Origin of the sequence: Nocardioides fonticola (assembly GCF_039536805.1) — a bacterium.
Lineage (GTDB): Bacteria > Actinomycetota > Actinomycetes > Propionibacteriales > Nocardioidaceae > Nocardioides > Nocardioides fonticola.
On sequence record NZ_BAAAZH010000003.1, the window covers coordinates 77942 to 101649 of the forward strand.

The 23708-nt window shown below is 72.9% G+C and carries 15 protein-coding genes; 7 read left to right on the forward strand and 8 right to left on the reverse strand.

Annotated features, from left to right (window positions below):
- Window positions 1-20: 20 nt before the first annotated feature.
- Window positions 21-2048 (forward strand): ATP-dependent DNA helicase, encoded by a 2028-nt coding sequence (locus tag ABD671_RS02405; RefSeq protein ID WP_344731610.1) that lies wholly within the window; start codon window positions 21-23, stop codon window positions 2046-2048.
- A 25-nt stretch (window positions 2049-2073) separates the two neighbouring features.
- On the opposite strand, the gene ABD671_RS02410 is transcribed toward ABD671_RS02405, so the two are convergent.
- The 4 genes from ABD671_RS02410 to lexA form a co-directional block, all read right to left on the reverse strand.
- Window positions 2074-3387 (reverse strand): alkaline phosphatase family protein, encoded by a 1314-nt coding sequence (locus ABD671_RS02410; RefSeq protein ID WP_344731688.1) that lies wholly within the window; start codon window positions 3385-3387, stop codon window positions 2074-2076.
- On the reverse strand, window positions 3387-5144 hold the full coding sequence (locus ABD671_RS02415) for an alkaline phosphatase D family protein (protein WP_344731611.1): 1758 nt from the start codon (window positions 5142-5144) through the stop codon (window positions 3387-3389). The genes ABD671_RS02410 and ABD671_RS02415 overlap by 1 nt, the downstream gene beginning before the upstream one ends.
- Window positions 5145-5204: 60 nt before the next feature.
- Entirely contained in the window at window positions 5205-6797 is a 1593-nt protein-coding gene (locus ABD671_RS02420; RefSeq protein WP_344731612.1) for an MXAN_6640 family putative metalloprotease, read from the reverse strand.
- Between the two features lie 71 nt (window positions 6798-6868).
- Window positions 6869-7618 carry a transcriptional repressor LexA gene (lexA, locus tag ABD671_RS02425; RefSeq protein ID WP_344731613.1) on the reverse strand — a complete coding sequence of 250 codons (750 nt, stop codon included), beginning with the start codon at window positions 7616-7618 and terminating at the stop codon, window positions 6869-6871.
- A gap of 280 nt (window positions 7619-7898) precedes the next feature.
- Between lexA and ABD671_RS02430 the strand changes: the two genes are divergently transcribed.
- From ABD671_RS02430 to ABD671_RS02440, 3 genes are all read left to right on the forward strand, one after another.
- Window positions 7899-8291 carry a LysM peptidoglycan-binding domain-containing protein gene (locus ABD671_RS02430; RefSeq protein ID WP_344731614.1) on the forward strand — a complete coding sequence of 131 codons (393 nt, stop codon included), beginning with the start codon at window positions 7899-7901 and terminating at the stop codon, window positions 8289-8291.
- 221 nt (window positions 8292-8512) lie between these two features.
- Window positions 8513-10219 carry an ABC-F family ATP-binding cassette domain-containing protein gene (locus ABD671_RS02435; RefSeq protein ID WP_344731615.1) on the forward strand — a complete coding sequence of 569 codons (1707 nt, stop codon included), beginning with the start codon at window positions 8513-8515 and terminating at the stop codon, window positions 10217-10219.
- Window positions 10216-11241 carry a GNAT family N-acetyltransferase gene (locus tag ABD671_RS02440; RefSeq protein WP_344731616.1) on the forward strand — a complete coding sequence of 342 codons (1026 nt, stop codon included), beginning with the start codon at window positions 10216-10218 and terminating at the stop codon, window positions 11239-11241. Before ABD671_RS02435 ends, ABD671_RS02440 begins: the two co-directional genes overlap by 4 nt.
- A gap of 192 nt (window positions 11242-11433) precedes the next feature.
- Here the strand turns inward: ABD671_RS02440 and ABD671_RS02445 are convergent, their stop codons facing one another.
- Window positions 11434-12897 (reverse strand): S1C family serine protease, encoded by a 1464-nt coding sequence (locus tag ABD671_RS02445; RefSeq protein ID WP_344731617.1) that lies wholly within the window; start codon window positions 12895-12897, stop codon window positions 11434-11436.
- 136 nt (window positions 12898-13033) lie between these two features.
- On the opposite strand from ABD671_RS02445, the gene ABD671_RS02450 reads away from it, so the two are divergent.
- The 3 genes from ABD671_RS02450 to ABD671_RS02460 all read left to right on the forward strand — a co-directional run bounded on the left by ABD671_RS02450 (window position 13034) and on the right by ABD671_RS02460 (window position 19966).
- Window positions 13034-14596 (forward strand): long-chain-fatty-acid--CoA ligase, encoded by a 1563-nt coding sequence (locus ABD671_RS02450; RefSeq protein WP_344731618.1) that lies wholly within the window; start codon window positions 13034-13036, stop codon window positions 14594-14596.
- Between the two features lie 172 nt (window positions 14597-14768).
- Window positions 14769-18671, forward strand: coding sequence for a Pls/PosA family non-ribosomal peptide synthetase (locus tag ABD671_RS02455; RefSeq protein ID WP_344731619.1), 3903 nt, complete (start codon window positions 14769-14771; stop codon window positions 18669-18671).
- Window positions 18668-19966 carry a M1 family metallopeptidase gene (locus ABD671_RS02460; protein WP_344731620.1) on the forward strand — a complete coding sequence of 433 codons (1299 nt, stop codon included), beginning with the start codon at window positions 18668-18670 and terminating at the stop codon, window positions 19964-19966. The genes ABD671_RS02455 and ABD671_RS02460 overlap by 4 nt, the downstream gene beginning before the upstream one ends.
- Here the strand turns inward: ABD671_RS02460 and ABD671_RS02465 are convergent.
- The 3 genes from ABD671_RS02465 to ABD671_RS02475 all read right to left on the reverse strand — a co-directional run bounded on the left by ABD671_RS02465 (window position 19911) and on the right by ABD671_RS02475 (window position 23622).
- Window positions 19911-20432, reverse strand: a complete 522-nt coding sequence (locus ABD671_RS02465) for a 4'-phosphopantetheinyl transferase family protein (protein ID WP_344731621.1) — start codon at window positions 20430-20432, stop codon at window positions 19911-19913. The genes ABD671_RS02460 and ABD671_RS02465 overlap by 56 nt on opposite strands.
- A 43-nt stretch (window positions 20433-20475) precedes the next feature.
- Window positions 20476-21765 (reverse strand): citrate synthase, encoded by a 1290-nt coding sequence (locus ABD671_RS02470; protein WP_344731622.1) that lies wholly within the window; start codon window positions 21763-21765, stop codon window positions 20476-20478.
- Between the two features lie 120 nt (window positions 21766-21885).
- Window positions 21886-23622 carry an alkaline phosphatase D family protein gene (locus tag ABD671_RS02475; RefSeq protein ID WP_344731623.1) on the reverse strand — a complete coding sequence of 579 codons (1737 nt, stop codon included), beginning with the start codon at window positions 23620-23622 and terminating at the stop codon, window positions 21886-21888.
- Between the last annotated feature and the right edge of the window lie 86 nt (window positions 23623-23708).

The following is a 23708-nucleotide window of genomic DNA, read 5'->3' on the forward strand; positions in this document are numbered from 1 at the left end:
GCGTCTAGGGTGATCGGGCCATGCCGGAGACCGCCTCGACCCCCCGATCCGCCGCCGACGATCCGGCGGAGACCGTCCCGCGCGCCCGCGAGGTCCTCGGCCGCGCCGTCGCCGCCCTCGGCGGCGCCGAACGATCGGGCCAGGTCGCGATGGCCGAGGCCGTCGCCCGGGCCCTGGCCAACGGCGAGCACCTGCTCGTGCAGGCCGGCACCGGCACCGGCAAGTCGCTGGCCTACCTCGTGCCGGCGCTGCTGCATCCCGGCCGGGTGGTCGTGGCCACCGCGACGCTCGCGCTCCAGCACCAGCTCGTCGAGCGCGACGTCCCGCGGCTGATGAAGGCCGTCGGCGGCGAGGGTCTCGACACCTCCTACGCCGTGCTGAAGGGCCGCTCGAACTACGCCTGCCTGCACCGCATCCGCGAGGGGGTGCCCGACGATCAGGGCGTGCTGGTCGACGTCCCCGAGGGGTCGATGGCCGAGAAGGTGCTCGAGTTGCGGGCCTGGGCCGAGGAGGAGGCCGAGTCCGGCGGCACCGGCGAGCGCGACGCCGCGCCGCGGCACACCGAGCGGGAGTGGCGACAGGTCAGCGTGGGCCACCGCGACTGCCTCGGCGCCACCAAGTGCCCCTTCGGCGAGGAGTGCTTCGCCGAGCGCGCCCGCGAGAAGGCGCACCGCAGCCACCTCATCATCACCAACCACTCGCTGCTCGCGATCGACGCGATCGAGGGGGTGCCGATGATCCCCGAGTACGGCGCCGTCATCGTCGACGAGGCCCACGAGCTCGTCGCCCGGGTCACCCAGGCCGCCACCGACGAGCTCACCTCCGGCGACGTCGAGCGTGCCGCCCGCCGCGCCCAGCGCCACGTCGAGGGCTCGGAGGCCGACGACCTCGCCGACGCCGCCGACGCCCTGCGCTCGGCCATCGCCGAGGCGAGCCCCGGGCGCTTCGAGCAGCTGCCCGTCGATCTCGGCGACGCCCTCCAGCTCGTCCGCGACGCCGCCCGCGCCTGCGTCTCGGCCTTCCCCAAGGAGAACGCCGAGGAGGCCGACGCCGGGCGCACCCAGGCGCGGGGCGGCGTCCAGGAGGTCTTCAGCATCGCCGAGCGGATGGCCGCGGCCGCCGACCACGACGTGCTGTGGCTCAGCGAGGGCGGCGAGCGCATCCCGCCGCGGCTGTGCATCGCCCCGCTGCAGGTGTGGGGCCAGATGCGCGACCGGCTGCTGGCCGACAAGACCGTGGTGATGACCTCGGCCACCCTCATGCTCGGCGGCGACTTCGGAGCCGTGGCCACCGGCGTGGGACTCAAGCCGAGCGAGCGCATCGACGACGGCTCCTCCTCGGCCACCGGAGCGGCCGGAGCGGAGGACGCCCAGCCGTGGCGCGGGCTCGACGTCGGCAGCCCCTTCGACTACGGCCAGCAGGCCATCCTCTACGTCGCCAAGCATCTGCCCTCACCGGGCCGCGACGGGCTCGGGGCGGCCCAGCTCGACGAGATCGTGCAGCTCGTCGACGCCGCCGAGGGCCGCACCCTCGGACTCTTCTCGTCCCGACGGGCCGCCGAGGCCGCGGCGGAGGCCGTGCGCGCCCGGCTGCCGCACCTGACGACCCTCGCGCAGGGCGACGCCCAACTGCCCGAGCTCGCCCGGCAGTTCGTCGACGACCCCCACACCTGCCTCTTCGGCACCCTCAGCCTGTGGCAGGGCCTCGACGTGCCGGGCGACACCTGCCAGCTCGTGCTCATCGACCGCATCCCGTTCCCGCGGCCCGACGACCCGCTCATGAGCGCCCGGCAACGGGCCGCCGACCAGGCTGGCGGGAACGGCTTCATGCAGGTCGCGGCCACCCACGCGGCCCTCCTGCTGGCCCAGGGTGCGGGCCGGTTGATCCGCTCGACGTCCGACAAGGGCGTCGTGGCGATCCTCGACCCGCGGCTGGCCACCGCCCGCTACGGCGGGTTCCTGCGCGCCAGCCTCCCGCCGATGTGGACGACGACCGACCCGGCGCTGGTGCGCCAGGCGCTCGCCCGGCTCGCGACCGCCGCTCGCTGATCCCGGGCGGCGGTCGCGAGCAGCGCTACAGGTGCGCGCGGCCCTCGTAGGGCCGGGTCGAGAGCCCGAAGAACGAGGCCACCGTGGGGGCCACGTCGTAGGTGTGGGTGAGCGTCGAGCGCTTGACCGCGGTCGGCACCCGCGGGTGTCCACCGCCGATGAAGAACGGGATCGGCTCGGTCGCCGGATGTCCGTGGTTGCCGGGGATCGGGTTGCTGGTGTTCGAGGGGTCGGAGAACCGGCGGCCCGGCTCGCAGTAGACCACCAGGTCGCCGGCGTTCGGTCCGAGTCGCAGGGACGCCGGCCGGTGGGTGCTCAGCACGCCGTCGGTGGCGCGGGCGATGCGCTCCATGCGGGCCACGGCGTCGCGTCGCTTCGCCGCCTGGCCGGTCCAGTAGCAGAGGTCGGCGCCGCCGTTGTCGGCGATCGTGACGTTGCCGGCCAGCAGGTCGTCGGCGTCGAAGCCGGACTGGAGGCTGATGAAGTCCAGCGGCAGCGACCAGTCCATCGAGTGGTCGGCGAGCACGATGACCATCGCGTTCTCCCAGTGCCCGGCGGACCTCACGGCGTCCAGGAAGCGCCCGACCTGGAGGTCGGTGTCGGCGAGCGCCAGACGGCGGGCCACCTGCAGCGTCGTCCCGGTCAGGTCGGCGTGCCCGAACCGGTCGATGTCGCCGAGGTTCACGAACATCAGGTGCGGGTCGTAGTCCTGGAGCATCGCGATCGCGGCCTGCACGGTGAAGATGTCGGGCGCGTGCTCGGTGATCGGCAGGGTGGGGGAGGGCTCCCACCGCTGGCCGGCCCGCTCGCCGAAGACGCCGTAGAGGTACTCCTTGGAGAGCACGGTGCCGGTGCGGTAGCCGCGGGCGCGCAGGCGCTCGATGATCGTGGGCACCGCGATGTCGTCGGGCTGGTCCATGGTGCGCACCGCGCCCAGCGATCGGTCGTAGATGGTGTTGGCCGGCACGCCCGTGCGGTCGGGGCGTTGGCCGGTCATCATCATCACGTGGTTCGGGATGGTCTCCATCACCGGCAGCGAGGTGGCCTTCGGGAGATGCAGGCCGCCTGCGCGCAGCGCGAAGAGGTTCGGGGTCAGCGTGGAGCTGATCTCACCGGGCCGGCAGCCGTCGGTGACCAGCACGTAGGCGCGCTTCGGGGACGCCGCAGCCGAGGTGCCGGCGGCCGATGCCGCCGAGGCGGAGAAGGCGACCCCGGCAGCGCTCGCCGCGGCGCCCGCGATGAGCACGCGGCGTCCCGTGCGCAGCTGGGCGAGCCCGGTGGCGTAGGGGCGGTCGGCGTCGTCGCGGTAGGCCGGCCCGCAGGAGTGGGTCTCGTGCATCACGACCCCGCCTTCACCGGAGCGTCGGCCTGGGTGAGGGTGTTGCTGCCGGCCTTGGTCAGGTAGGAGACCGACCAGGTGATCGGCGTCGCCGGGTCGCGGCGGTCGCCGATGACGTACCAGTCGCACTGGGTGCGGGCCGGGGTGATGTCGAGGATGCAGAAGCCGTGGCTGTCGAAGTCGAGGTACTCGATGTGCGGGTTCGCCGCCTTGATCGCGGCCTCCACCACCAGGCTGGTCGTGCGCGGGGGGCTGCCGGTGTAGTCCTTGAGGTTGTTGGAGGTGACCGAGGCGCCGACGAACTCCACGGCGAGGGACGGGACGTCCTGGCTCAGCGGCGAGGGGTCGGAGGGCAGGTTGGCCGCCCAGCCCGAGTGGATGTCGCCGGTGATGAAGACGACGTCGTCGATCTTGTTCGAGGCCAGGTGGGAGAAGACCGTGCGCCGGTCGGCGGTGTAGCCGTCCCACTGGTCGGTGTTGTACGGGAGGCCCTCGGCGGGCAGGACGCCGGTGGCGCCCGAGATCGCGGAGCCGATCTCGGGCGGCAGCGTGCCGAACTCCACGGGCGCGATCATCACCGGGTTGCCGATGACCTTCCACTGCACCTCGGTGGCGCTCAGCGAGCGCTTGAGCCAGGCCATCTGCGCCGCACCCGTGATGGTGCGGGTCGGGTCGTCGACCTCGGACGGCGCGTCGGTGCCGGGGAACGAGACCTGCTCGGAGCGGTAGGAGCGCAGGTCGAGCATGCTGATCTCGGCCAGGCGACCGAACCGGAAGCGCCGGTAGAGGCGGTCGCCGTCGCCGAGGGCGGCGGTGCCGTTCATGCGCACCGGCATCCACTCGTCGTACGCGCGGTGGGCGCGGGCCCGGCGCCGCTCCCAGCTGCCCTCGGTGGCCGGGTCGTGGTTGGCCGCACCGCCCGACCACTGGTTGTCGGCGACCTCGTGGTCGTCCCACGTGATGATCCACGGGTACTTCGCGTGCAGATCGGCGAGGTCGGGATCGGTCTTGTACTGCGCGTGCCGCTGGCGGTAATCGGCGAGCAGCAGGACCTCCTTCGCGGGCACGTGCGGGCGGATGTCCTCGTTCGTCGGGCCGTAGCCGTACTCGCCGGGGCCGTACTCGTAGAAGTAGTCGCCGAGGTGGACGATCAGCTCCAGGTCGTCGCGTGCCGCCAGACCGCGGTAGACCGCGAAGTAGCCCGACTGCCAGTTCGCGCACGAGGTGAACCCGATGCGCAGCGAGCGCAGGGCGGCGTCCTCGCGCGGGGCGGTGCGGGTGCGACCGACGCGGCTCGTCGCGCCGACCGCGTGGAAGCGGTAGTAGTACCAGGTGGCGGGACTCAGGCCGTCGACGTCGATCTTCACCGTGTGGTCGCGGGCGGCGGAGGTGGCGACCTTGCCGCGGCGCACGATGCGGCGGAAGGCGCGGTCGGTGGCGACCTCCCAGGTCACCCGCACCTCGGGGCCGACGCCGGAGCCGGGGAGGGCGGCAGCGGACGGCGTCACCCGCGTCCACAGCACGACGCGGTCGGGCAGCGGGTCGCCCGAGGCGACCCCGTGCTGGAAGACCCGGCTCCCGGCACGCTCGGCGGCCGATCCCGCAGCGCCAGCGGTCTCCGCAGCGCCCGCCGCGTCGGCCGGCGGCAGCAGGCCCAGGCCCGCGGTCGCCAGACCTGCGGCGGCGGTTCCGGTGGCCACGACGGCCCGGCGGGTGAGGGCGGGATCGATCGGGGAGGAGGGTCCAGAGGTACTCACGCGCACTCAACGCGCGATGCCCCCGGGGGTGACGGGCCGCAGCGACCTGTCACCTGTTCTTCACCCGCGCGACACGGTGCCGCGGATGCGTGCCGGGAGCGCGTCGTCGCGGGGATCGCCCTGGCAGGCGTAGTCGGTGTTCTGGTCGCAGTCCAGGCGGCGGCTGCCGTTGACGAGGGTGACCGTGACGTAGCGCACGTCGCGCACCGAGAACGGCACGCGCACGCGGGCGTCGCCGGAGCGGTCGAGCCGCACGGGGACGTCGCGGAACCGACCGTTCGCCGTGCGGGTCGTCACGACCGCGGCCGATCCGCGCGCGGTGTCGGGCAGGTCGAGATCGAGGCGCAGGCGCCAGGACGACGCGCGCAATCCCGAGGCGGGATCGAAGCGGATGGTCGCCGACGTCAGGTGGTCGAGCGAGGTGCTCTGCCACCCGGAGCTGCGCCGGCTCGGCCCGAGCGAGCCGCGCGTCCACAGGGGTGCGGGCCGGTACGCCTCGCCTTCGCTGTAGACCGACGCCGGATGGGTGTTCGCCGCGGAGAAGTCCGCGAAGGCGCGTGCGAGGTCGATGCCGTGGTCGCGGCGCAGCACCTTGTCGATGGCCTGGAGGGAGTAGAGGTCGGGCGCGCCCCGGCTGCCGTCGGCCAGCTGGAAGATGTGGCGCACGAGCACCGGCAGCGGGCCGGAGCGCCTCGGGAAGCGCTCGGTGAGGTAGCGGATGAAGAGCCAGTCGCCGTAGGGGCGGGCGCCCTCGAAGAGGTCCATGCTCGAGCGCGGGTCGCCGAGCGGACCGGCGGGCAGGTACTGCCGGTTGTCGTCGACGCCGTCGAAGACCTCGTCCTCGGCCCAGGTGGCGGTCGCCTCCAGGAGCCAGGGGTCCTCGGCGACGTCGTAGGCGTACTGGACGGCGTGGAAGTACTCGTGCGCGACCGTCACCCGCAGGTTCTCCAGGGGCGTGTTGGTCGGGAACTGGCTCGTGGCGTAGTCGTTGTCGAGCGAGCAGTAGGCCCACACGTCGTAGGGGCCGTTCGCCGGCACCGACTCGTCGGTCGTGCAGTAGCCGTAGAGCCCCTGGGAGCCGAGGTCCTCCAGGTAGAGGTCGGGCAGGTCGTTGCCGCCGGCGCCCTGGTCGCTGAGGACGGCGCGGTAGCCGGCCGCCCGGTAGAGACGCTGGACCTTCGCCACGGTGCTCGCCACGGTCTCGACGTAGTCGGGCACCCCGTCGCCGTCGGCGTCGGTGGTGTCGATCGAGGAGCCGCCCAGGAAGCTGGTGGACCAGTGCACGCACAGGCTCGCGGAGCAGTAGACCTGGTTGGTCGAGGGACGGGCCAGGAGCGCTCGGGCCTGGCTCCGCTGGGCTGCCGGGAGGGCCGAGGCGGTCAGGGCGAGCTCGCGCAGCACCGTGCTGGCGTCGTCCCCGGAGTGCGGGGAGCGCGTGCGGCGGGCGGCGGTGTCGGCGGAGCCGCCGAGGAGGTCGCGGGCGGCATCGAGGGCGTGCTCGGCGCGGGTGCGCGCGCTGTCCGCGGCGGGCGAGCCGGACGCGGGTGAGGCATCGGCGGCGTCGGCCGCGGAGGAGGGGCCGGACAGCAGGCCGAGGGCCAGGAGGCCCGCAGCGGGGAGGGACAGGAGCCGGGATCGCGCCGAGTGAGCCACGTCACCACTGTCTCACGCACGAGCGCCGGGTGGGACGGATCCCACCCGGCGCTCGATGCACGCGTGCTGGATCAGACGCGGCGCAGGACCGCGGTGACCACGCCGATGATCTGCGCGTGCGTGCCGTCGATCGGGTCGTAGGCGGCGTTGTGGGGCATGAGCCAGACCTTGCCGTCGCGGCGCTGGAGGGTCTTCACCGTGGCCTCCCCGTCGAGGAGGGCGGCCACGATCTGGCCGTTGTCGGCGGTCTGCTCCTTGCGGACGACGACGTAGTCGCCGTTGCAGATCGCGGCCTCGATCATCGAGTCGCCGACGACCTGGAGGAGGAAGAGCTGCCCCTCGCCCACCAGCTGCTTGGGCAGCGGGAAGACGTCCTGCACCTGCTCCTCGGCGAGGATCGGACCGCCGGCGGCGATGCGGCCCACGACGGGCACCAGCGCGGCCGCCGGGACGACGTCGCCGATGCCGGTGGTGTCGGGACCGGTGTCGTCGCCGGAGGAGATCGAGCGCCGAGCCGCGAGGACCTCGGGCAGGAAGACCTCGAGGGCACGGGGGCGGTTGGCGTCGCGCTTGAGGAAGCCCTTCTCCTCCAGCACCCGCAGCTGGTGGGCGACGCTCGAGGTGCTGGTCAGGCCGACGGCCTGGCCGATCTCGCGCATGCTCGGCGGGAAGCCGCGCTTCTCGATGGCCTCCTTGATGGTGGCGAGCACCTTCAGCTGGCGCTGGGTCAGGCCCGTGGCGTCGGGCGGCCCGTCGGGGAGCTCGGTGACGGTCTCGCCGGAGGTCGCACGGGGGTTGTCGCTGGACTTCTTGCTCGGCATGGGCCGACGGTAACGGTCACGACGGCGGCATTCAAACATCTGTTCGATACCGGCGTGTCGTCGACAGGCTGCCCGACATCTCGAACATCCGTGCGAAGTCGACGGCGTTTCGCTCTTGTGTTCGATCGAACACCTGATCTAACCTCGAACGCAGATCGAACGTCTGTGCGAGAACCTCCGAGCCGATCCGGTTCTGTCGGTCCTCGCCGATAGACATCGATCCGCACCAGCTGATCGACCGATCGAACCCCGTGCACCGACCTTCCCCGAGGAGCACCCGATGGCCACCACCCTCATCCTTCCCGCCGCCAGCGGCGCGTCCGCCGCCCCCCGCGCCGCCGCTGCGGTGGCGTCTCGCCGGCCCGCTCGTCCGGCCTCCGGCGGGGTCCGCCTCACCCGGCGCGGCCGGCTCGTGGTGCTGCTGCTCTCGCTGGCGATCGTCCTGGGCGTCGGCGTCGCCCTCTCGGGTGGCTCGGTGGCCACTCAGGAGCCCGGTACGGCCGAGCCGACCCAGACCCTGATCGTCCGCTCGGGCCAGACGCTGTGGGACATCGCCGCCGCCCGTACCGACGAGGGCGACGTCCGGGGCATGGTCGAGCGGATCGAGCGGCTCAACGCCCTCGACAGCGCCGAGGTCACCGCTGGTCAGCGCCTGGTGGTTCCCGCGAACTGACATCGCGCCTCGCGCGTGCCGGCACGCGCAGGAACGCGCACGAACATCGTCGGTCGCCTCGACCCCGGCCGACGAGTAGGGGAAGACGAGGGGCGGGCCCGTAGGCCCGCCCCTCGCGCCGTCCCGGCCGGGGCCCGCGCGGGCCGGGGCGCCGTCCGTCGGCCATGCCGGTCGCGAAATCGAGGTGCCCGAACCCGATCGCGCCCTCACAATGGCTGCCCGTGGGACATGTCGAGGTGACCGGGATCCGTTACGAGCTCCCCGACGGCCGGGTGCTGCTCGAGGATGTGGGTTTCCGCGTCGGCGACGGCGCCAAGGTGGCCCTGGTCGGCGCGAACGGCGCAGGCAAGACCACGCTCTTCCGCATCATCACCGGCGAGATCGCCCCGCACGCCGGCGTCGTCACGCGCTCGGGCAGTCTCGGCGTGATGGGTCAGTTCGTCGGGGTGACCGCCGCGGGGGAGGAGCAGCCGACCGTCGCCGACCTGCTGCTCTCGGTCGCGCCGCCGGCGGTGCGCGATGCGGCCCGCGAGGTCGACCGCTGGGAGCGGGCGCTCATGGAGACCGACGACGAACCCACCCAACTGGCCTACGCCACCGCGCTCGGCGAGTACGGCGACGCCGGGGGGTACGACCTCGAGGTGCTGTGGGACGTCTGCACGATCGCCGCGCTCGGCGTGCCCTACGACCGGGCGAAGTACCGCGCGGTGACGAGCCTGTCGGGCGGGGAGCAGAAGCGGCTGGTGCTGGAGTACCTCCTGCGCGGACCCGACGACGTCCTGCTGCTCGACGAGCCGGACAACTACCTCGACGTGCCGGGCAAGATCTGGCTCGAACAGCGCATCGCCGCCTCGCCCAAGACGATCGTGATGATCAGCCACGACCGCGAGCTGCTGAACAACACCGCGACCCGCATCGTCACCGTCGAGCTCGGGCACGCCGGCAACCTCGTATGGACCCATCCCGGCGGATTCGCCTCGTACCACGAGGCCCGCCGTGATCGGTTCGCCCGCCTCGAGGAGCTGCGCAAGCGCTGGGACGAGGAGCACGCCAAGCTCAAGGCGCTCGTCCTGCGCTTGAAGATCAAGGCCGAGTACAACGACGGGATGTCGAGCCAGTACCGCGCCGCGCAGACCCGACTGCGGAAGTTCGAGGAGGCCGGGCCGCCCACCGAGCAGCCGCGGGAGCAGCAGGTGACCATGCGCCTGCAGGGCGGGCGCACCGGGAAGCGGGCCGTGGTCTGCGAGCAGCTCGAGCTCACCGGCCTGATGCGGCCCTTCGACCTCGAGGTGTGGTTCGGCGAGCGGGTCGCGGTGCTCGGCTCGAACGGGTCGGGCAAGTCCCACTTCCTGCGACTGCTGGCCGCCGGCGGTACCGATCCCGACGTCGAGCAGCGGCCGGTCGAGGAGCGCCCGATCGAGCCGGTGCGTCATCGCGGACTCGCCCGGCTCGGCGCCCGGGTACGTCCCGGCTGGTTCGTGCAGACCCACGAGCATCCCGAACTGGTCGGGCGCACGCTGCTGGAGATCCTCGGCCGCGGCAACCGCACCGCCGACGGGCGCGGCCGTGACGGCATGGGGCGCGAGCAGGCCAGTCGGGTGCTCGACCGTTACGAGCTCTCCGCATCGGCCGAGCAGCGGTTCGACTCCCTGAGCGGTGGCCAGCAGGCCCGCTTCCAGATCCTGCTGCTCGAACTGTCCGGTGCGACGCTGCTGCTGCTCGACGAGCCGACCGACAACCTCGACGTGCAGTCCGCCGAGGCGCTCGAGGCCGGACTCGAGGCCTTCGAGGGCACGGTCGTCGCGGTCACCCACGACCGCTGGTTCGCCCGCGGTTTCGACCGCTTCCTGGTCTACGGCTCCGACGGGGAGGTCTACGAATCCCCCGAGCCGGTCTGGGACGAGCAGCGGGTGGAGCGGGTGCGATGAGCGGCCGCTCGATCCACGCGGTCCCGCTGAGCGACGACGCCGCCCTCGCCGCGTGGAACGCCGTCCTCGCTCACGGCGAGAGCCACGGCCGGGAACGCTACGCCACGCCGTGGGCGCTCCCGGAGATGCTCGAGCGGCTGCGGGGGCCCGAGCACGGGATGGTCTACGAGGCGTGGGCGCTCACCGAGGACGACGTCGTCCGGGCCTCGGCCCTGGTCGAGTACCGCACGACCGACAACGTCGAGCGCATCGATGCGACGGTGGTGGTCGATCCCGACCACCGGGGGCGCGGGCTCGGCTCGGCGCTCCTCGACGCCATGGTCGAGCGGACGCGGGCGCTCGGGCGCACCCGCCTGGGCGCCGACGCGTGGTGGCCGATGGAGGCCGGTACCGACGGTGTCGGCACGCTCGGCGCCGACTTCCTGCGGGCGCGGGGTTTCGCCCTCGGCAGCTCCGAGATCCTGCGGGTGCTGACGTTGCCCACGCCCGACGCCGTCCTCGACCGCCTCGCCGCCGATGCCGCGACCCACCATGCGGACTACCGGATCGTCGCCTTCGTCGGGCCGGTGCCCGACGGGTTCGCGGCCGGATGGGCGACCCTCGCGGGCTCCCTGGAGGCCGAGGCGCCGACCGGCGGCATCGAGATCGAGGCCGCCGACCACGGCGTCGAGGGGCTGCGCACCGAGGAGGCCCTGATGGTGCGGCAAGGGCGCACGCCGCACCGTGCCGTCGCGGTGGACGCCGCCGGTGACGTCGTGGCCTACACCGAGCTCGTGACCACCGCCCACGAGCCCGAGCGGGCCTATCAGTGGGGCACCCTCGTGCGCGCCGACCACCGCGGGCATCGGCTCGGGATGGCGGTCAAGGTGGCCGCCCAGCGCCTGCTCCAGCAGCACGCCCCCGGCGTCCGGGAGGTCTTCACCTGGAACGCCGAGGAGAACGGCCCGATGATCGCGGTCAACGAGGCGCTCGGGTTCCGGGCCGTCGAGAGGGCCGGCTGGTTCGAGCGCCGGTTGGACTGAGGCGTCTCCCGGCGCGGGCGCTGCCCGGAGGCGGAGATGGAGACGCCCCCGGCCGATCACCTCGGAGACGGAGGTGGTGATCGGACGGGGGCGCCTGACATGCCGGCGGGTGGCCTCACAGGGACCCCACGCCCCAACACCCGCGGCATGTGCGGGTCGCGCCGTGTGGCGGCGGGCGACCCGGGATCAGGATCAGGAGTTCGTGGTCTGCGCGTCGGAGTCGAGCGACAGCGTCGCGGTCTTCTCCTGGCCTCCTCGGGTGTAGGTGACGGTGACCTGGTCGCCGGGCCGGTAGGACCGGATGGTGGCGACGAGGGAGTCCGAGCCGGTGATCACGTGGTCGTCGACCTTGGTGATGACGTCGCCCTTCTGCAGACCGGCCTTGGCCGCCGTCGACTCGTCGCCGATCTCGGCGATCTTCGCGCCGTTGGTCAGCCCGACCTCGGCCGCGCTGTCCGACGCGGCAGCGTCGGTCACCGAGATGCCGAGGCGTGCGTGGGTGGGCGTCTCGCCGTTGAGCATCTGCTCGATGATCGGCTGCACCTCGTCGATCGGGATCGCGAAGCCGAGACCGATCGAGCCGCCCTCCTCGGTGCCGCCGAACGGCGAGGAGGAACCCGAGGACGCCGTCTGGATCGAGGCGTTGATGCCGACGACGTGGCCCGCCATGTCGACGAGCGGACCGCCGCTGTTGCCGGGGTTGATCGCGGCGTCGGTCTGGATGGCCGGGTAGACCGTGGAGTTGCCCTGCCCGTCGCTGCCGACGTCGACCGGGCGGTCGAGTGCGCTGACGATGCCGCTGGTGACCGTGGACTCCAGGCCGAAGGGCGAGCCGATGGCGACGACGTCCTGGCCGACCTTGAGGTCGGTGGACTTGCCGAACGTGGCCGGGGTCAACCCGCTGACGCCGTCGGCCTGGATCACGGCGGTGTCGGTGAGCGGGTCGGTGCCCAGCACCTTCGCGCTGTGGGTGGAGCCGTCGTTGAAGGCGACCGTGATCGTGCCGTTGTCGCCGGCGACCTCGACCACGTGGTTGTTGGTGAGGATCTTGCCGTCGGAGCTGAGGATGATGCCCGACCCGGATCCGGCCTCGGTGCTGCCCTGCACGTAGATCTTCACGACCGAGGGGAGCACGGTGGCGGCCACCTTCTCGACCGAGCCGTCCGCGGCGGTGGTGTCGGTGGAGTCGACGACCGAGTCGGCGGTCTTGAGGCTCGACGGGCTGGCCGAGCTCGAGGCGGACGAGTTGCCGCCGTCGTCGACGGCGTTCCAGGCGGCCGCCCCGCCGAACCCGCCGATACCGCCGGCGACGAGCGCCGCCGCGACCACGGCGGCGGCGAGACCGCCGCGGCGCTGCTTGGCGGGAGCCGCGGATGCGGCGGGGAGCGGCTGGCCGAACGGGGAGTCCGCAGCCGGGTCGCTGACCGGACCGGTCGAGGCGATGTCGGAGGCGGGCGTCGGGAAACCGTGGCCCGGGTAGGTCGGGAAGGCCGCAGTGGACTCGGGCGCCGGGGGCTCCCAGCGGGGCGCGTCGGTCGGTGCCTGCTCCGTGGAGGGCTGCTCGGCCGCGGGCTGCTCGGGGGTCGGCTGGATCGGGGCGGTCTCGTCGGCGCCGTCGCCGATCGGGCCGCCGGGAGTCTCGGGCTGGTCGTTCATGTTGTCGAGATTGCCCGGCCACTCTGTGACGAACCTGAGGAGCGCCTGCAAGGTCACCGAAAGATGTCGACGGATCGGGCCGGTTCGGGGCGGCCCAGCCCTTGTGATGCAGTGTGTCGCCGGTCACACTCTGCGCATGACTCCGGAGCCTTCCTTCGTCGACGACCGTCTCGCGCACTGGGCCGAGGTGAAGCCCGATGAGGTCTGCATGGAGTACCTCGGTCGCTCCTGGACCTGGGCGCAGTGGAACGACCGGGTGCGGCGTGCCGCCGGCGCCCTGGCCGATCTCGGGGTCGCGCGCGGCGACGTCGTCGCCTTCCTCGACAAGAACCACCCCGCGGGTGTGGAGGTCTCGCTCGGGGCGGGTCTGCTGGGCGCCGCCACCGCGATCGTGAACTTCCGGCTCGCGGGCGACGAGCTGGACTACGTCATCAACGACTCCGGCGCCCAGGTGCTCGTGGTGGGCACCGAGCTGATGCCGCAGATCGAGAAGATCCGGCCGCTGCTCACGGGGGTGCGGGCCGTGATCGAGGTGACGCCGTCCGGTGAGGACGACGAGTACGAGGCGCTGCTGGAGAAGGCCACGCCGCTGGGCCGCCAGCCCGGCACCTCGCCCGAGGACACCTACCTGGTGCTCTACTCCTCGGGCACCACCGGTCGACCCAAGGGCGTCATGCTCAGCCACGCCAACCTCGTCGCCCACACCGTGTACTCCCACGACGGATGGGAGTTCGAGCCCGGCGACAAGTCGATGGTCGCGATGCCGCTCTTCCACGTCGGCGGGTCGTCGTACGTGCTCTTCGGTCTGCACGATGGCATCGGCACCGTGATGACCCGCGACCCCGACGGCGCCTCGCTCGCCGGCGCGATCCTGGCCGGCGCGAACCGCACGTTCCTCGTGCCGGCGGTGCTCGCCCAGGTGCTGCAGTCCGGGCCGGACGCCGTCGCGCTGTTCTCGCGGTTGCGCACCTACACCTACGGCGCGGCCCCGATGCCCGCCCCGCTGCTGCGCGCGGCGATGGAGGCCTGGCCCGAGACCGACTTCATGCAGGTCTACGGCCTCACCGAGGTCTCGGGCGTGGCCACGCACCTGCTGCCCGAGGAGCACCGCGACGCCGACCACCCCGAGCGACTCGTCTCGGCGGGTCGGGCGATCCCAGGCGTCGAGATCCGCATCGTCGACGCCGCCACCCTCTCCGACGTGCCCGAGGGCGAGCACGGCGAGATCTGGCTCAAGACGCCCCAGCTGATGAAGGGCTACCTGAACAAGCCCGACGCGACCGCGGAGGTCATCACGCCGGACGGCTGGTTCCGCACCGGCGACATCGGCCGCCTCGACGACGGCGGCTTCCTCTTCGTCGAGGACCGGCTCAAGGACATGATCATCAGCGGCGGCGAGAACATCTACAGCCCCGAGGTCGAGCGGGTGCTCGCCGAGCATCCGGCGGTGATGGAGGTCGCGATCATCGGCGTCCCCGACGACCAGTGGGGCGAGGCGGTCAAGGCCGTCGTCTCGCTCAAGCCCGGCACGTCGGCCACGCCCGAGGAGCTCATCGCCTACTGCCGCGAGCACCTGGCGCACTACAAGTGCCCCAAGAGCGTCGACATCCTCGAGCTGCTGCCGCGCAACCCGACCGGCAAGATCCTCAAGCGCGAGCTGCGGGCGCCGTACTGGGCCGACCGGGATCGGGCGGTCTGACCGGGCTCGAGTGGTCCCAGGCGTCCCACTCGTCAGGTGAGACTGTCGGTTCGTGACGCAAGTCTTGCCTGACCAATGGCAGGAGTCACCGGGCGCCCGGTGACTCCTGAGGCCGCCCCACCCCCCGTGGACGCCTCCCCATCCGTTCACCTGCGTCCGATTCGATGGGAACGTGCTGCACCGCTCCGATCTCGCGCCCGCCCCGCGCACCCTCGTCGACGTCGTCCGCGCCACGGTGCTCGATCACCCGGACGCCGTCGCGCTCGACAATGGCGCCGAGCAGCTGACGTACGCGGAGTTCGCCGAGGCCGCCGAGGCGGTGGCCCTCGAGCTGGCCGACCTCGGCATCGGGCGCGGCGACCGGGTCGGGGTGCGGCTGCCGAGCGGCACGGTCGACCTCTACGTGGCGATCCTCGGCGTCCTGGTCGCGGGTGCGGCCTACGTGCCGGTCGACGTCGACGATCCCGACGAGCGGGCGCGCACGGTGTTCGGCGAGGCCGACGTGGCGGCGGTCGTCGGAGCCGGCTTGGCGATCGAACCGCGGGTGCGGCGCGAGCCGATCGAGGTCGCCGACCCGGGCATCGAGGACGACGCGTGGGTGATCTTCACCTCCGGCTCCACCGGGACGCCGAAGGGCGTGGCCGTCACCCACCGCAACGCCGCCGCGTTCGTCGACGCCGAGGCGCGGCTGTTCTGCCAGACGCGCCCGCTGGGACCGGGCGACCGCGTGATGGCCGGCCTCTCGGTGGCCTTCGACGCCAGCTGCGAGGAGATGTGGCTGGCGTGGCGCTACGGCGCGTGCCTGGTGCCGGCGCCGCGCGCCCTGGTCAAGAGCGGCCTGGACGTCGGGCCGTGGCTGATCGCCAACGACATCACCGTCGTCTCCACGGTGCCGACGCTGGTGAGCCTGTGGCCGGAGGAGGCGCTGCGCCGCGTGCGCCTGCTCATCCTCGGCGGCGAGGCACTGCCGCCGGAGGTGGCCGAGCGGCTCGTCGGTGTGACGTCCGGCGGCGTCGTCCGGGAGGTGTGGAACACCTACGGCCCGACCGAGGCCACCGTGGTGGCGTGTGCGGCGCCGGTGCATGCCGGCGAGCCGGTGCGCATCGGGCTGCCGCTCGACGGCTGGGACCTCGCGGTCGTCGACGCCGAGGGCCACCCGGTCGCGCCGGGCGAGACCGGAGAGCTGATCATCGGCGGGGTCGGCCTGGCCCGCTACCTCGACCCCGCCAAGGACGCCGAGAAGTACGCGCCGATGCCGACCCTGGGCTGGGGGCGCGCCTACCGCTCCGGCGACCGGGTCGTGCTCGACGAGGCCGGCCTGCTCTTCGCCGGCCGCGCCGACGATCAGGTGAAGGTGGGCGGACGTCGCATCGAGCTCGGCGAGCTCGACTCCGCGCTGCTCGGGCTCCCCGGGGTGGTCGCGGCGGCCGCCGCGGTGCGGCGCAGCAAGGCCGGCAATCAGCTGCTCGTCGGGTACGTGAGCGTCGAGGACGCCTTCCGGCTCGACCGCGCCACCGCGTTGCTGCGCGAGCGCCTGCCGGCCGCGCTCGTGCCGCGGCTCGCCGTCGTCGACGACCTGCCGACCCGCACCTCGGGCAAGGTCGACCGCGACGCGCTGCCCTGGCCCCTGCCGGCCGCCGGCGCCGCGGCAGCCGTCGAGCTCGCGGGCGCGGCGGCCGTCGTCGCCGAGGTGTGGAACGAGGTGCTCGGGGCCTCGGTGAGCAGCCCGGACGACGACTTCTTCCTGCTCGGCGGCGGGTCGCTCGCCGCCGCCCAGGTCGTCACCCTGTTGCGGCGCACCCACCCCGAGGTCGCCGTCGGCGACCTCTACGACCACCCCACGCTGGCCGGCCTCGCCGCCCACCTCGACACCCTCGGCAGCGAGGAGCTGCCGACGCGCGACCACGACATCAAGCCCACGCCCCGCAAGACCCAGATCGGCCAGGGCGTTGCCGCGGTCGCTCTGCGCACCCTGGCCGCGCCGCGAGCGCTGGTGTGGGCCGGAGTGGCGGCGCGGCTCGCCCACGACGTCGGCGATCGGGCCGGTCTGGCCGCGGCCACCGGATGGCTGCCGGCCGTCTCGTGGTGGTGGCTGACCCTCGGGCTCGTCGCCTTCGTGAGCCCGCCGGCCCGCATGCTGCTCGCGGCCGCCGTCGCGCGGGCCTGGCTGCACGGCGTCGTCCCGGGGGAGTACCCGCGCGGCGGTCGCGTGCACCTGCGGCTGTGGGCCGCCGAACGCTCGGTCGAGCATCTCGGTGCGGTCTCGGTCGGCGGCGCCGTCCTGATGCCCTGGTACGCCCGCCTGCTCGGCGCGACGGTCGAGAAGGACGTCGACCTGCACGCGATCCCGCCCGTCACCGGCTTCCTGCGCCTGGGCCGGGGCTGCTCGATCGAGCCCGAGGTCGACCTGAGCGGTCACTGGATCGACGGCGACGTGCTGCATCTGGGCGCCATCAGCGTCGGCCGCGACGCCCGGGTCGGCACCCGCTCGACCCTGTGCCCCGGCGCGTTCGTCGGCGACGAGGCCGAGGTGGCGCCGGGCTCGGCGGTGCTCGACCCGGTGCCCGCCGGCGAGTTCTGGTCGGGTGCCCCGGCCCAGCGGGTGCGCGGCTCGGCCCGCGGCCCGTGGTCCGAGCGGCCCGCCACCTCGCCGTGGTGGCGCCTCGCCTTCGCCGCCTGCGGCCTGCTGATCGCCGGCCTGCCGGCAGTGGCGGCCGCACTCACCGGCCTGGTGGTCCTCCTCCTGACCGGGACGCCGTCCGGTACCGGCGCGAGCGCGCTCCTGCGGCTCTCGCTCGTGTGGTGGCTGCCCGCGACGGCCGCCGGGTACGCCGTCCTGGCGTTGCTCGTGCTGATCGTGGTGCGGGTGGCCGGCCGCGGGCTCGACTCCGGTGTGCACCCAGTGCGCAGCGGACCGGCCCTGCGCGTGTGGGTGACCTTGCGGGTGCTCGACGAGGCCCGCACCTGGCTCTTCCCGCTCTACTCCTCGACCCTCACCCCCATCTGGCTGCGGCTGCTCGGTGCGCGGGTCGGCTCGGGGGTGGAGGCCTCCACCGTGCTGCTCGTGCCGGCGCTGACCAGCGTCGGGGAGCTCGCGTTCCTCGCCGACGACACCCTGCTGGGGGGCTACGAGCTCGGCGGCGGCTGGATGCGCATGGAGAAGGTGAAGGTCGGCAAGCGCTCCTTCCTCGGCAACTCCGGCATGGCGGCTCCGGGCCGCAAGGTGCCGAAGCGCTCGCTCGTGGCGGTGCTCTCGGCCGCCCCGCAGCGCAAGGTCGCGCGGGCCGGGGTCTCCTGGCTCGGCAGCCCGCCCGCACCGCTGCGCCGTACCGCCGAGGAGGTCGACGAGGGCCGTACCTACGCCCCGCCCACCCGGCTGCGGGTCGCCCGGGCATGCTGGGAGATCGCCCGCCTGGTGCCGGCCGCGGCGGCTGTCTCCCTGCCGTTCCTCGTCGGGCTCACCGCCCTGGCAGCGGCCGACGCCGTCGGCGGCCCCGCCGGGGCGCTCGTCGGCCTGGTGACCGCCGCGTTCGCGCTGCTGGTCGCCGGGCTGGTGGCCGCCGTCCTCGCCGTGGCGGCGAAGTGGGCGCTGGTCGGGCGCCATCGGGCGGGCTCGCGGCCGCTGTGGAGCTCGTTCGTGTGGCGCAACGAGCTGGCCGACACCTTCGTCGAGATGGTCGCCGCGCCCTGGTTCGCCTCCGGCGCCCTCGGCACCCCGCTGCTGGCGGTGTGGTTCCGGGCCCTGGGCGCGCAGATCGGCCGCGGCGTGTGGTGCGAGAGCTACTGGCTGCCCGAGACCGACCTCGTCGAGCTCGGCGACGGCGCCGTGGTCAACCGGGGCAGCGTCGTCCAGACCCACCTCTTCCACGACCGCGTGCTCGCGATGGACGGCGTCCGCATCCGCCGTGGCGGCACCCTGGGACCCAACTCGGTGCTCCTGCCGTCGGCCAGCATCGGCCGGCACGCTACGGTCGGTCCGGTGTCGTTGGTGATGAGGGGTGAGTCGGTGCCCGACAGGACGATCTGGATCGGCAACCCGATCGGCCCGTGGGTCGGGGAGGTCCCGACCGCGTGAAGCTGCCTGTCGCCGACCCCTACCTCCCCGGCCACGGCGATCCGTCCTACGCCGTCGAGCACTACGACCTCGATCTCTCCTACGCGGTCGAGGGCAACCGCCTGGCCGGTGACGCCCGGCTGCGGGTGCGCCTGCGCGAGGACGCCGACCGCATCGTGCTCGACCTGGCCGGGCTGAAGGTCGAGAAGGTGCGTCTCGAGGGCGCCCGCCTCGGCAAGCACCACCACCGCTCCGACCGGCTCGTGCTCCAGTTCGCCCAGACGGTCGCGGCGGGGGAGGAGCTCACGGTCGCGGTGCGCTACTCCGGCAACCCGCGCCCGGTCATCGACCGCCACCACGGCGACGCCGGGTGGGAGGAGCTCGCCGACGGCGTCATCGTGGCCGCCCAACCGCACGGTTCGCCCACCTGGTTCCCCTGCAACGACCGGCCCGACGACAAGGCCACCTACCGCATCGCCGTCACCACCCCGGCCGGCTACCGCGTGGCCAGCAACGGCGAGCTCGTCGAGCACCGCCGCGGCGGCAGCCGCGAGACCTGGGTGCACGCGATGGAGACCCCGATGGCCACCTACCTGGCCACCGTGCAGATCGGCCGCTACCGGCTCACCGAGACCGACGCCGACGGCATCCCGGTGCGCACGATCGGCCCCGACGACGTCGACCTCGCCGGCTCCTTCGACCTCCAGCCGCAGATGATGGCGGCCTTCCTCGACCTCTTCGGGCCCTACCCGTTCGGCTCCTACACCGCCGTCATCACCGACGACGACCTGGAGATCCCGCTGGAGAGCCAGGGGCTGTCGACCTTCGGCCGCAACTTCGCCGCCCCCGTGTGGGAGCGCACCCGACTCATCGCGCACGAGCTGGCGCACCAGTGGTTCGGCAACGCCGTCACCCTCGCCCGGTGGCGCGACATCTGGCTGCACGAGGGCTTCGCCTGCTACGCCGAGTGGCTGTGGTCGGAGCACAGCGGCCAGCGCAGCACCGACGAGCTCGCCGCGCACTTCCACGAGCGCCTGGCCGGACTCGACCAGGACCTGCTGCTCGCCGACCCGGGCCCGGAGCTGATGTTCGACGACCGCGTCTACAAGCGCGGCGCGCTCGCGCTGCACGCCGTCCGCGGTCTGCTGGGCGACGAGGCGTTCTTCGATCTGCTGCGCCGCTGGGTCGCCGACCACACCGGCCGCAGCGTCACCACCGAGGAGTTCCTCGGCTACGCCGACGCCCTCACCGGCGCCGACGTCAGCGGTCTGCTGCGTCCGTGGTTGTACGAGATGCCGCTGCCGGCACGTTCCTGAGCACCACCTCCAGGTCGATCGCCCCGCTGTCGGCGACGGCGACGGTGCCCACCCAGCCCTCGGGCAGGGGGACGGCGGCGGTGACGACGCCCTCGGCGGTGTCGGGGCCGACGTCCTCGGGGTCGCGGCGCAGGCCTGTGCCGTGGGCCTTGAGGATCGCCTCGACCCGGGTCCACTCATGCAGCCGCGCATCACCGGCCTCGACGTCGACGCCGACCGGCAGCGGCGACCGCGCGACCAGGACGACGCCGTCGGCGTAGGCCAGGCTCAGCGGGACGCCGTCCGCGGCACGCGGGCGGCCGTGCCCGGACGCGGCGCAGTGCGGGCACAGGCGGGTGATCGGCCCGACGGCGTCCTCGGCGGCCTCGCGCAGGAGTGCGCGGTCGGGGCTGCGTCGGCGTCCGGGCAGCCACAGCGCGGTGACCTCGACACGACGAGACCCCGGCCCCGCGGGCGGGAAGCCCACGGGACCGGGGTCCGATGCGTCGTGCGGAGGGCCGATCAGATGATCAGGCCCAGCGCTCGGAGGCCGGGGTGAAGGTCAGGCCCCGGTCGCCGGTGTAGATCTGCTTCGGGCGCGCGATCTTCTGCTCCTTGTCCTGCACCAGCTCGTTCCACTGCGCGAGCCAGCCCGGCGTGCGGCCGATGGCGAAGAGCACGGTGAACATCTCCGGCGGGAACTGGAATGCCTCGTAGATGAGGCCGGAGTAGAAGTCGACGTTCGGGTAGAGCTTGCGCTGCACGAAGTACTCGTCCTCGAGCGCGATCTTCTCCAGCTCCTGGGCGATCTTGAGCAGCGGGTTGACCCCGGTGACCTCGAAGACGTCGTCGCAGGCCTTCTTGATGATCTTCGCGCGCGGGTCGTAGTTCTTGTAGACCCGGTGCCCGAAGCCCATGAGGCGCTCGTTGCCGTTCTTCACGCCCTCGATGAAGGCGGGGATGTTCTCCAGCGAGCCGATGCGGCGCAGCATGCGCAGCACGGCCTCGTTGGCGCCACCGTGCAGCGGGCCGAACAGCGCGCCGACGCCGGCGGCCACGGCCGAGTACGGGTCGACCTGGCTGGAGCCCACCGAGCGCACCGCGTTGGTGGAGCAGTTCTGCTCGTGGTCGGCGTGCAGGATGAACAGGACGTCGAGGGCCTTGACCAGACGCTCGTCGGCCTCGTACTTCGCCTCGCTCATCTTGAACAGCATCGAGAGGAAGTTCGCGGTGTAGCTGAGGTCGTTGTCGGGGTAGACGAACGGCTTGCCCTGCGCGTGCCGGAACGACCAGGCGCCCAGCGTCGGCATCTTGGCGATCATGCGCACGATCTGCATGTGCCGGTTGTCGGCCTCGCTGATGTGCCGCGCGTCGGGGTAGAAGGTCGACAGGGCCCCCACCGACGCCATGAGCATCCCCATGGGGTGCGCGTCGTAGCGGAAGCCCTGCATGAACTCCTTGATGTTCTCGTGCACGAACGTGTGGTACGTGATCTCGTGCACCCAGGCCTCGTACTCGGCCTTGGTCGGCAAGGAGCCGTGGATGAGCAGGTAGGCGACCTCGAGGAACGTCGACTTCTCGGCCAGCTGCTCGATGGGGTAGCCCCGGTACTCGAGGATGCCCTTCTCGCCATCGATGTACGTCACCGAACTGCGGCACGAGGCGGTGTTCACGAAGCCGGGGTCGTAGACCGCGAGGCCGGGCGCGTCGCCCTCAGCCTTGATCTTGCCGAGGTCGGCGGCCTTGATGGTGCCGTCGACGATCGGTACCTCGTACTCCTGGCCCGTGCGGTTGTCGCGGACGGTCAGAGATTCAGTCACGCTCCCTAACCTAGTGGGCGTGTCGGGGCCACGGAATGCCGGGCGGGGTGGTGGAGAACCACCGGACAGTAGCTTCCGATTACCGGTCATCTGCGGGCTCGATCGGCTCAGGAGACCGGCTCAGGAGACCGGCTTCGCGGCGGCCGCGACCGTGCCCGACCCGGCCTGGGTCACGTAGCCGGCGTCCCACGCGACGGTGGCCTCGGGGTCGGCCTTGTCGCTGACCATCCAGTAGTCCATCTGGGTGCTGGCCGCCGTCACCGTCAGGACGCCGTACCCGTGGTCGTCGAGGTTGACGTACTTGATGTGCCGGTTGGCCGCGAGCAGACCCTCGCCCAGGACGTCGTCCACCGTGTGCGGCGGGACGCCGAGGATGTCGTCGAAGTTGTCGCTGGTCACCGAGGGCACCACGAACTCCACGCCCACGGTGCCGGAGGTCGGGTAGGTGCCGGTGTCGACGGGCAGGTCCATCGCCCAGGCGGTGTGGATGTCGCCGGTCAGCGCCACGACCCCCTCGATCGACTCCGCCGCGATGTGGTCGAAGAGGAGGCGCCGATCGGCGGTGTAGCCGTCCCACTGGTCGCTGTTGATCGTGGCCTCCGCCGGGAAGGGCCCGGCGAGCTGGTCGAGGACGTCGACGAACTGGCGCGGCACCGCGGCCAGCGACAGCGGGGCGATCATCACCGAGTTGCCCAGCAGCTTCCACTGCGCCCGCGACGTCGAGAGCCGACGCTTCAGCCAGGCCATCTGGGTCGCGCCGGTGATGCTGCGCTCGGGGGAGGCGACCGCCGGGTCGACCGGCACCGAGGTCTGCTCGTCGCGGTAGGTGCGCAGGTCCATCAGCACGAACTCCGCCAGCGTGCCGTAGGCGAGGGTGCGGTAGAGCCGCGTGCCGTCACCCAGGCGCGCGGTGCCGTCCAGACGCACCGGCATCCACTCGTCGTAGGCGCGGTGGGCGCGGGCCATGCGGCGTCCGTAGTCGCCCTCGGTGGCGGGGTCGTGGTTCTCCGCCCCGCCCTTCCAGGAGTTGTTGGCGACCTCGTGGTCGTCCCACACGGTGATGAAGGGGACGCGGCCGTGCAGGGCCATCAGGTCGGGGTCCTGCTTGTAGGAGGCGTGGCGCTGGCGGTAGTCGGCGAGGCTGAGGATCTCCAGCGCCGGCGCCGGCGAGCGCAGGTCGGTGTCCTTGTTCTCGTACTCGTAGAGGTAGTCGCCGAGGTGGACGACGGCGTCGAGGTCCTCGCGCGCGGCCAGGTGGCGGTAGGCGGAGAAGTAGCCCTCGGGGTAGTTGGAGCAGGAGACGACGCCGAAGCGCAGCTGCCGCGGCGCGGCGCCCGCGGCGGGCGCCGTCCGGGTGCGGCCGATCGGCGAGGTGGCGCCGGCGGCGTGGAAGCGGAACCAGTGGTCGGTGGCCGGGCGCAGTCCGGTGGCGTCGACCTTCACGGTGTGGTCGCGCGACGCGGAGGTCTCCAGGCGCCCGGAGCGCACCACGTGCCGGAAGGCGGGGTCGGTGGCGATCTCCCAGGCGACCTTCGTGCGCGGCCCCTTCTCCGAGCCCGGCGTCGCCTCGGGGATGGGGGTGACGCGGGTCCACAGGACGACGGCGTCCGGCAGGGGATCGCCGGAGGCCACTCCGTGCTGGAAGACGGCGCGGTCGCGGGCGGTGGGTGCGGCGACGGTGCTCGGCGCGGCCGCGGCGCGGGCGCCCAGCCCGGCGACGGGGGCGAGAGCGGCGGCCGTCGCCGCGGTGGCGACGACGGTGCGGCGGGGCAGCCGCTGCTGCCCGAGGCCGGAGCTCAGGCTGGGGCTCTGGGTGGGGCTCTGGGTCTGGTCCGGGGTGGGGTTCGAGGTGCTCACGACGCCTGGAACGGACGCCGCGCCGGGCGGGTCACGGCACGTTCGGGATGGTCGACGCCTGTTCATCCGGCGTCGCCGCGAGGCTC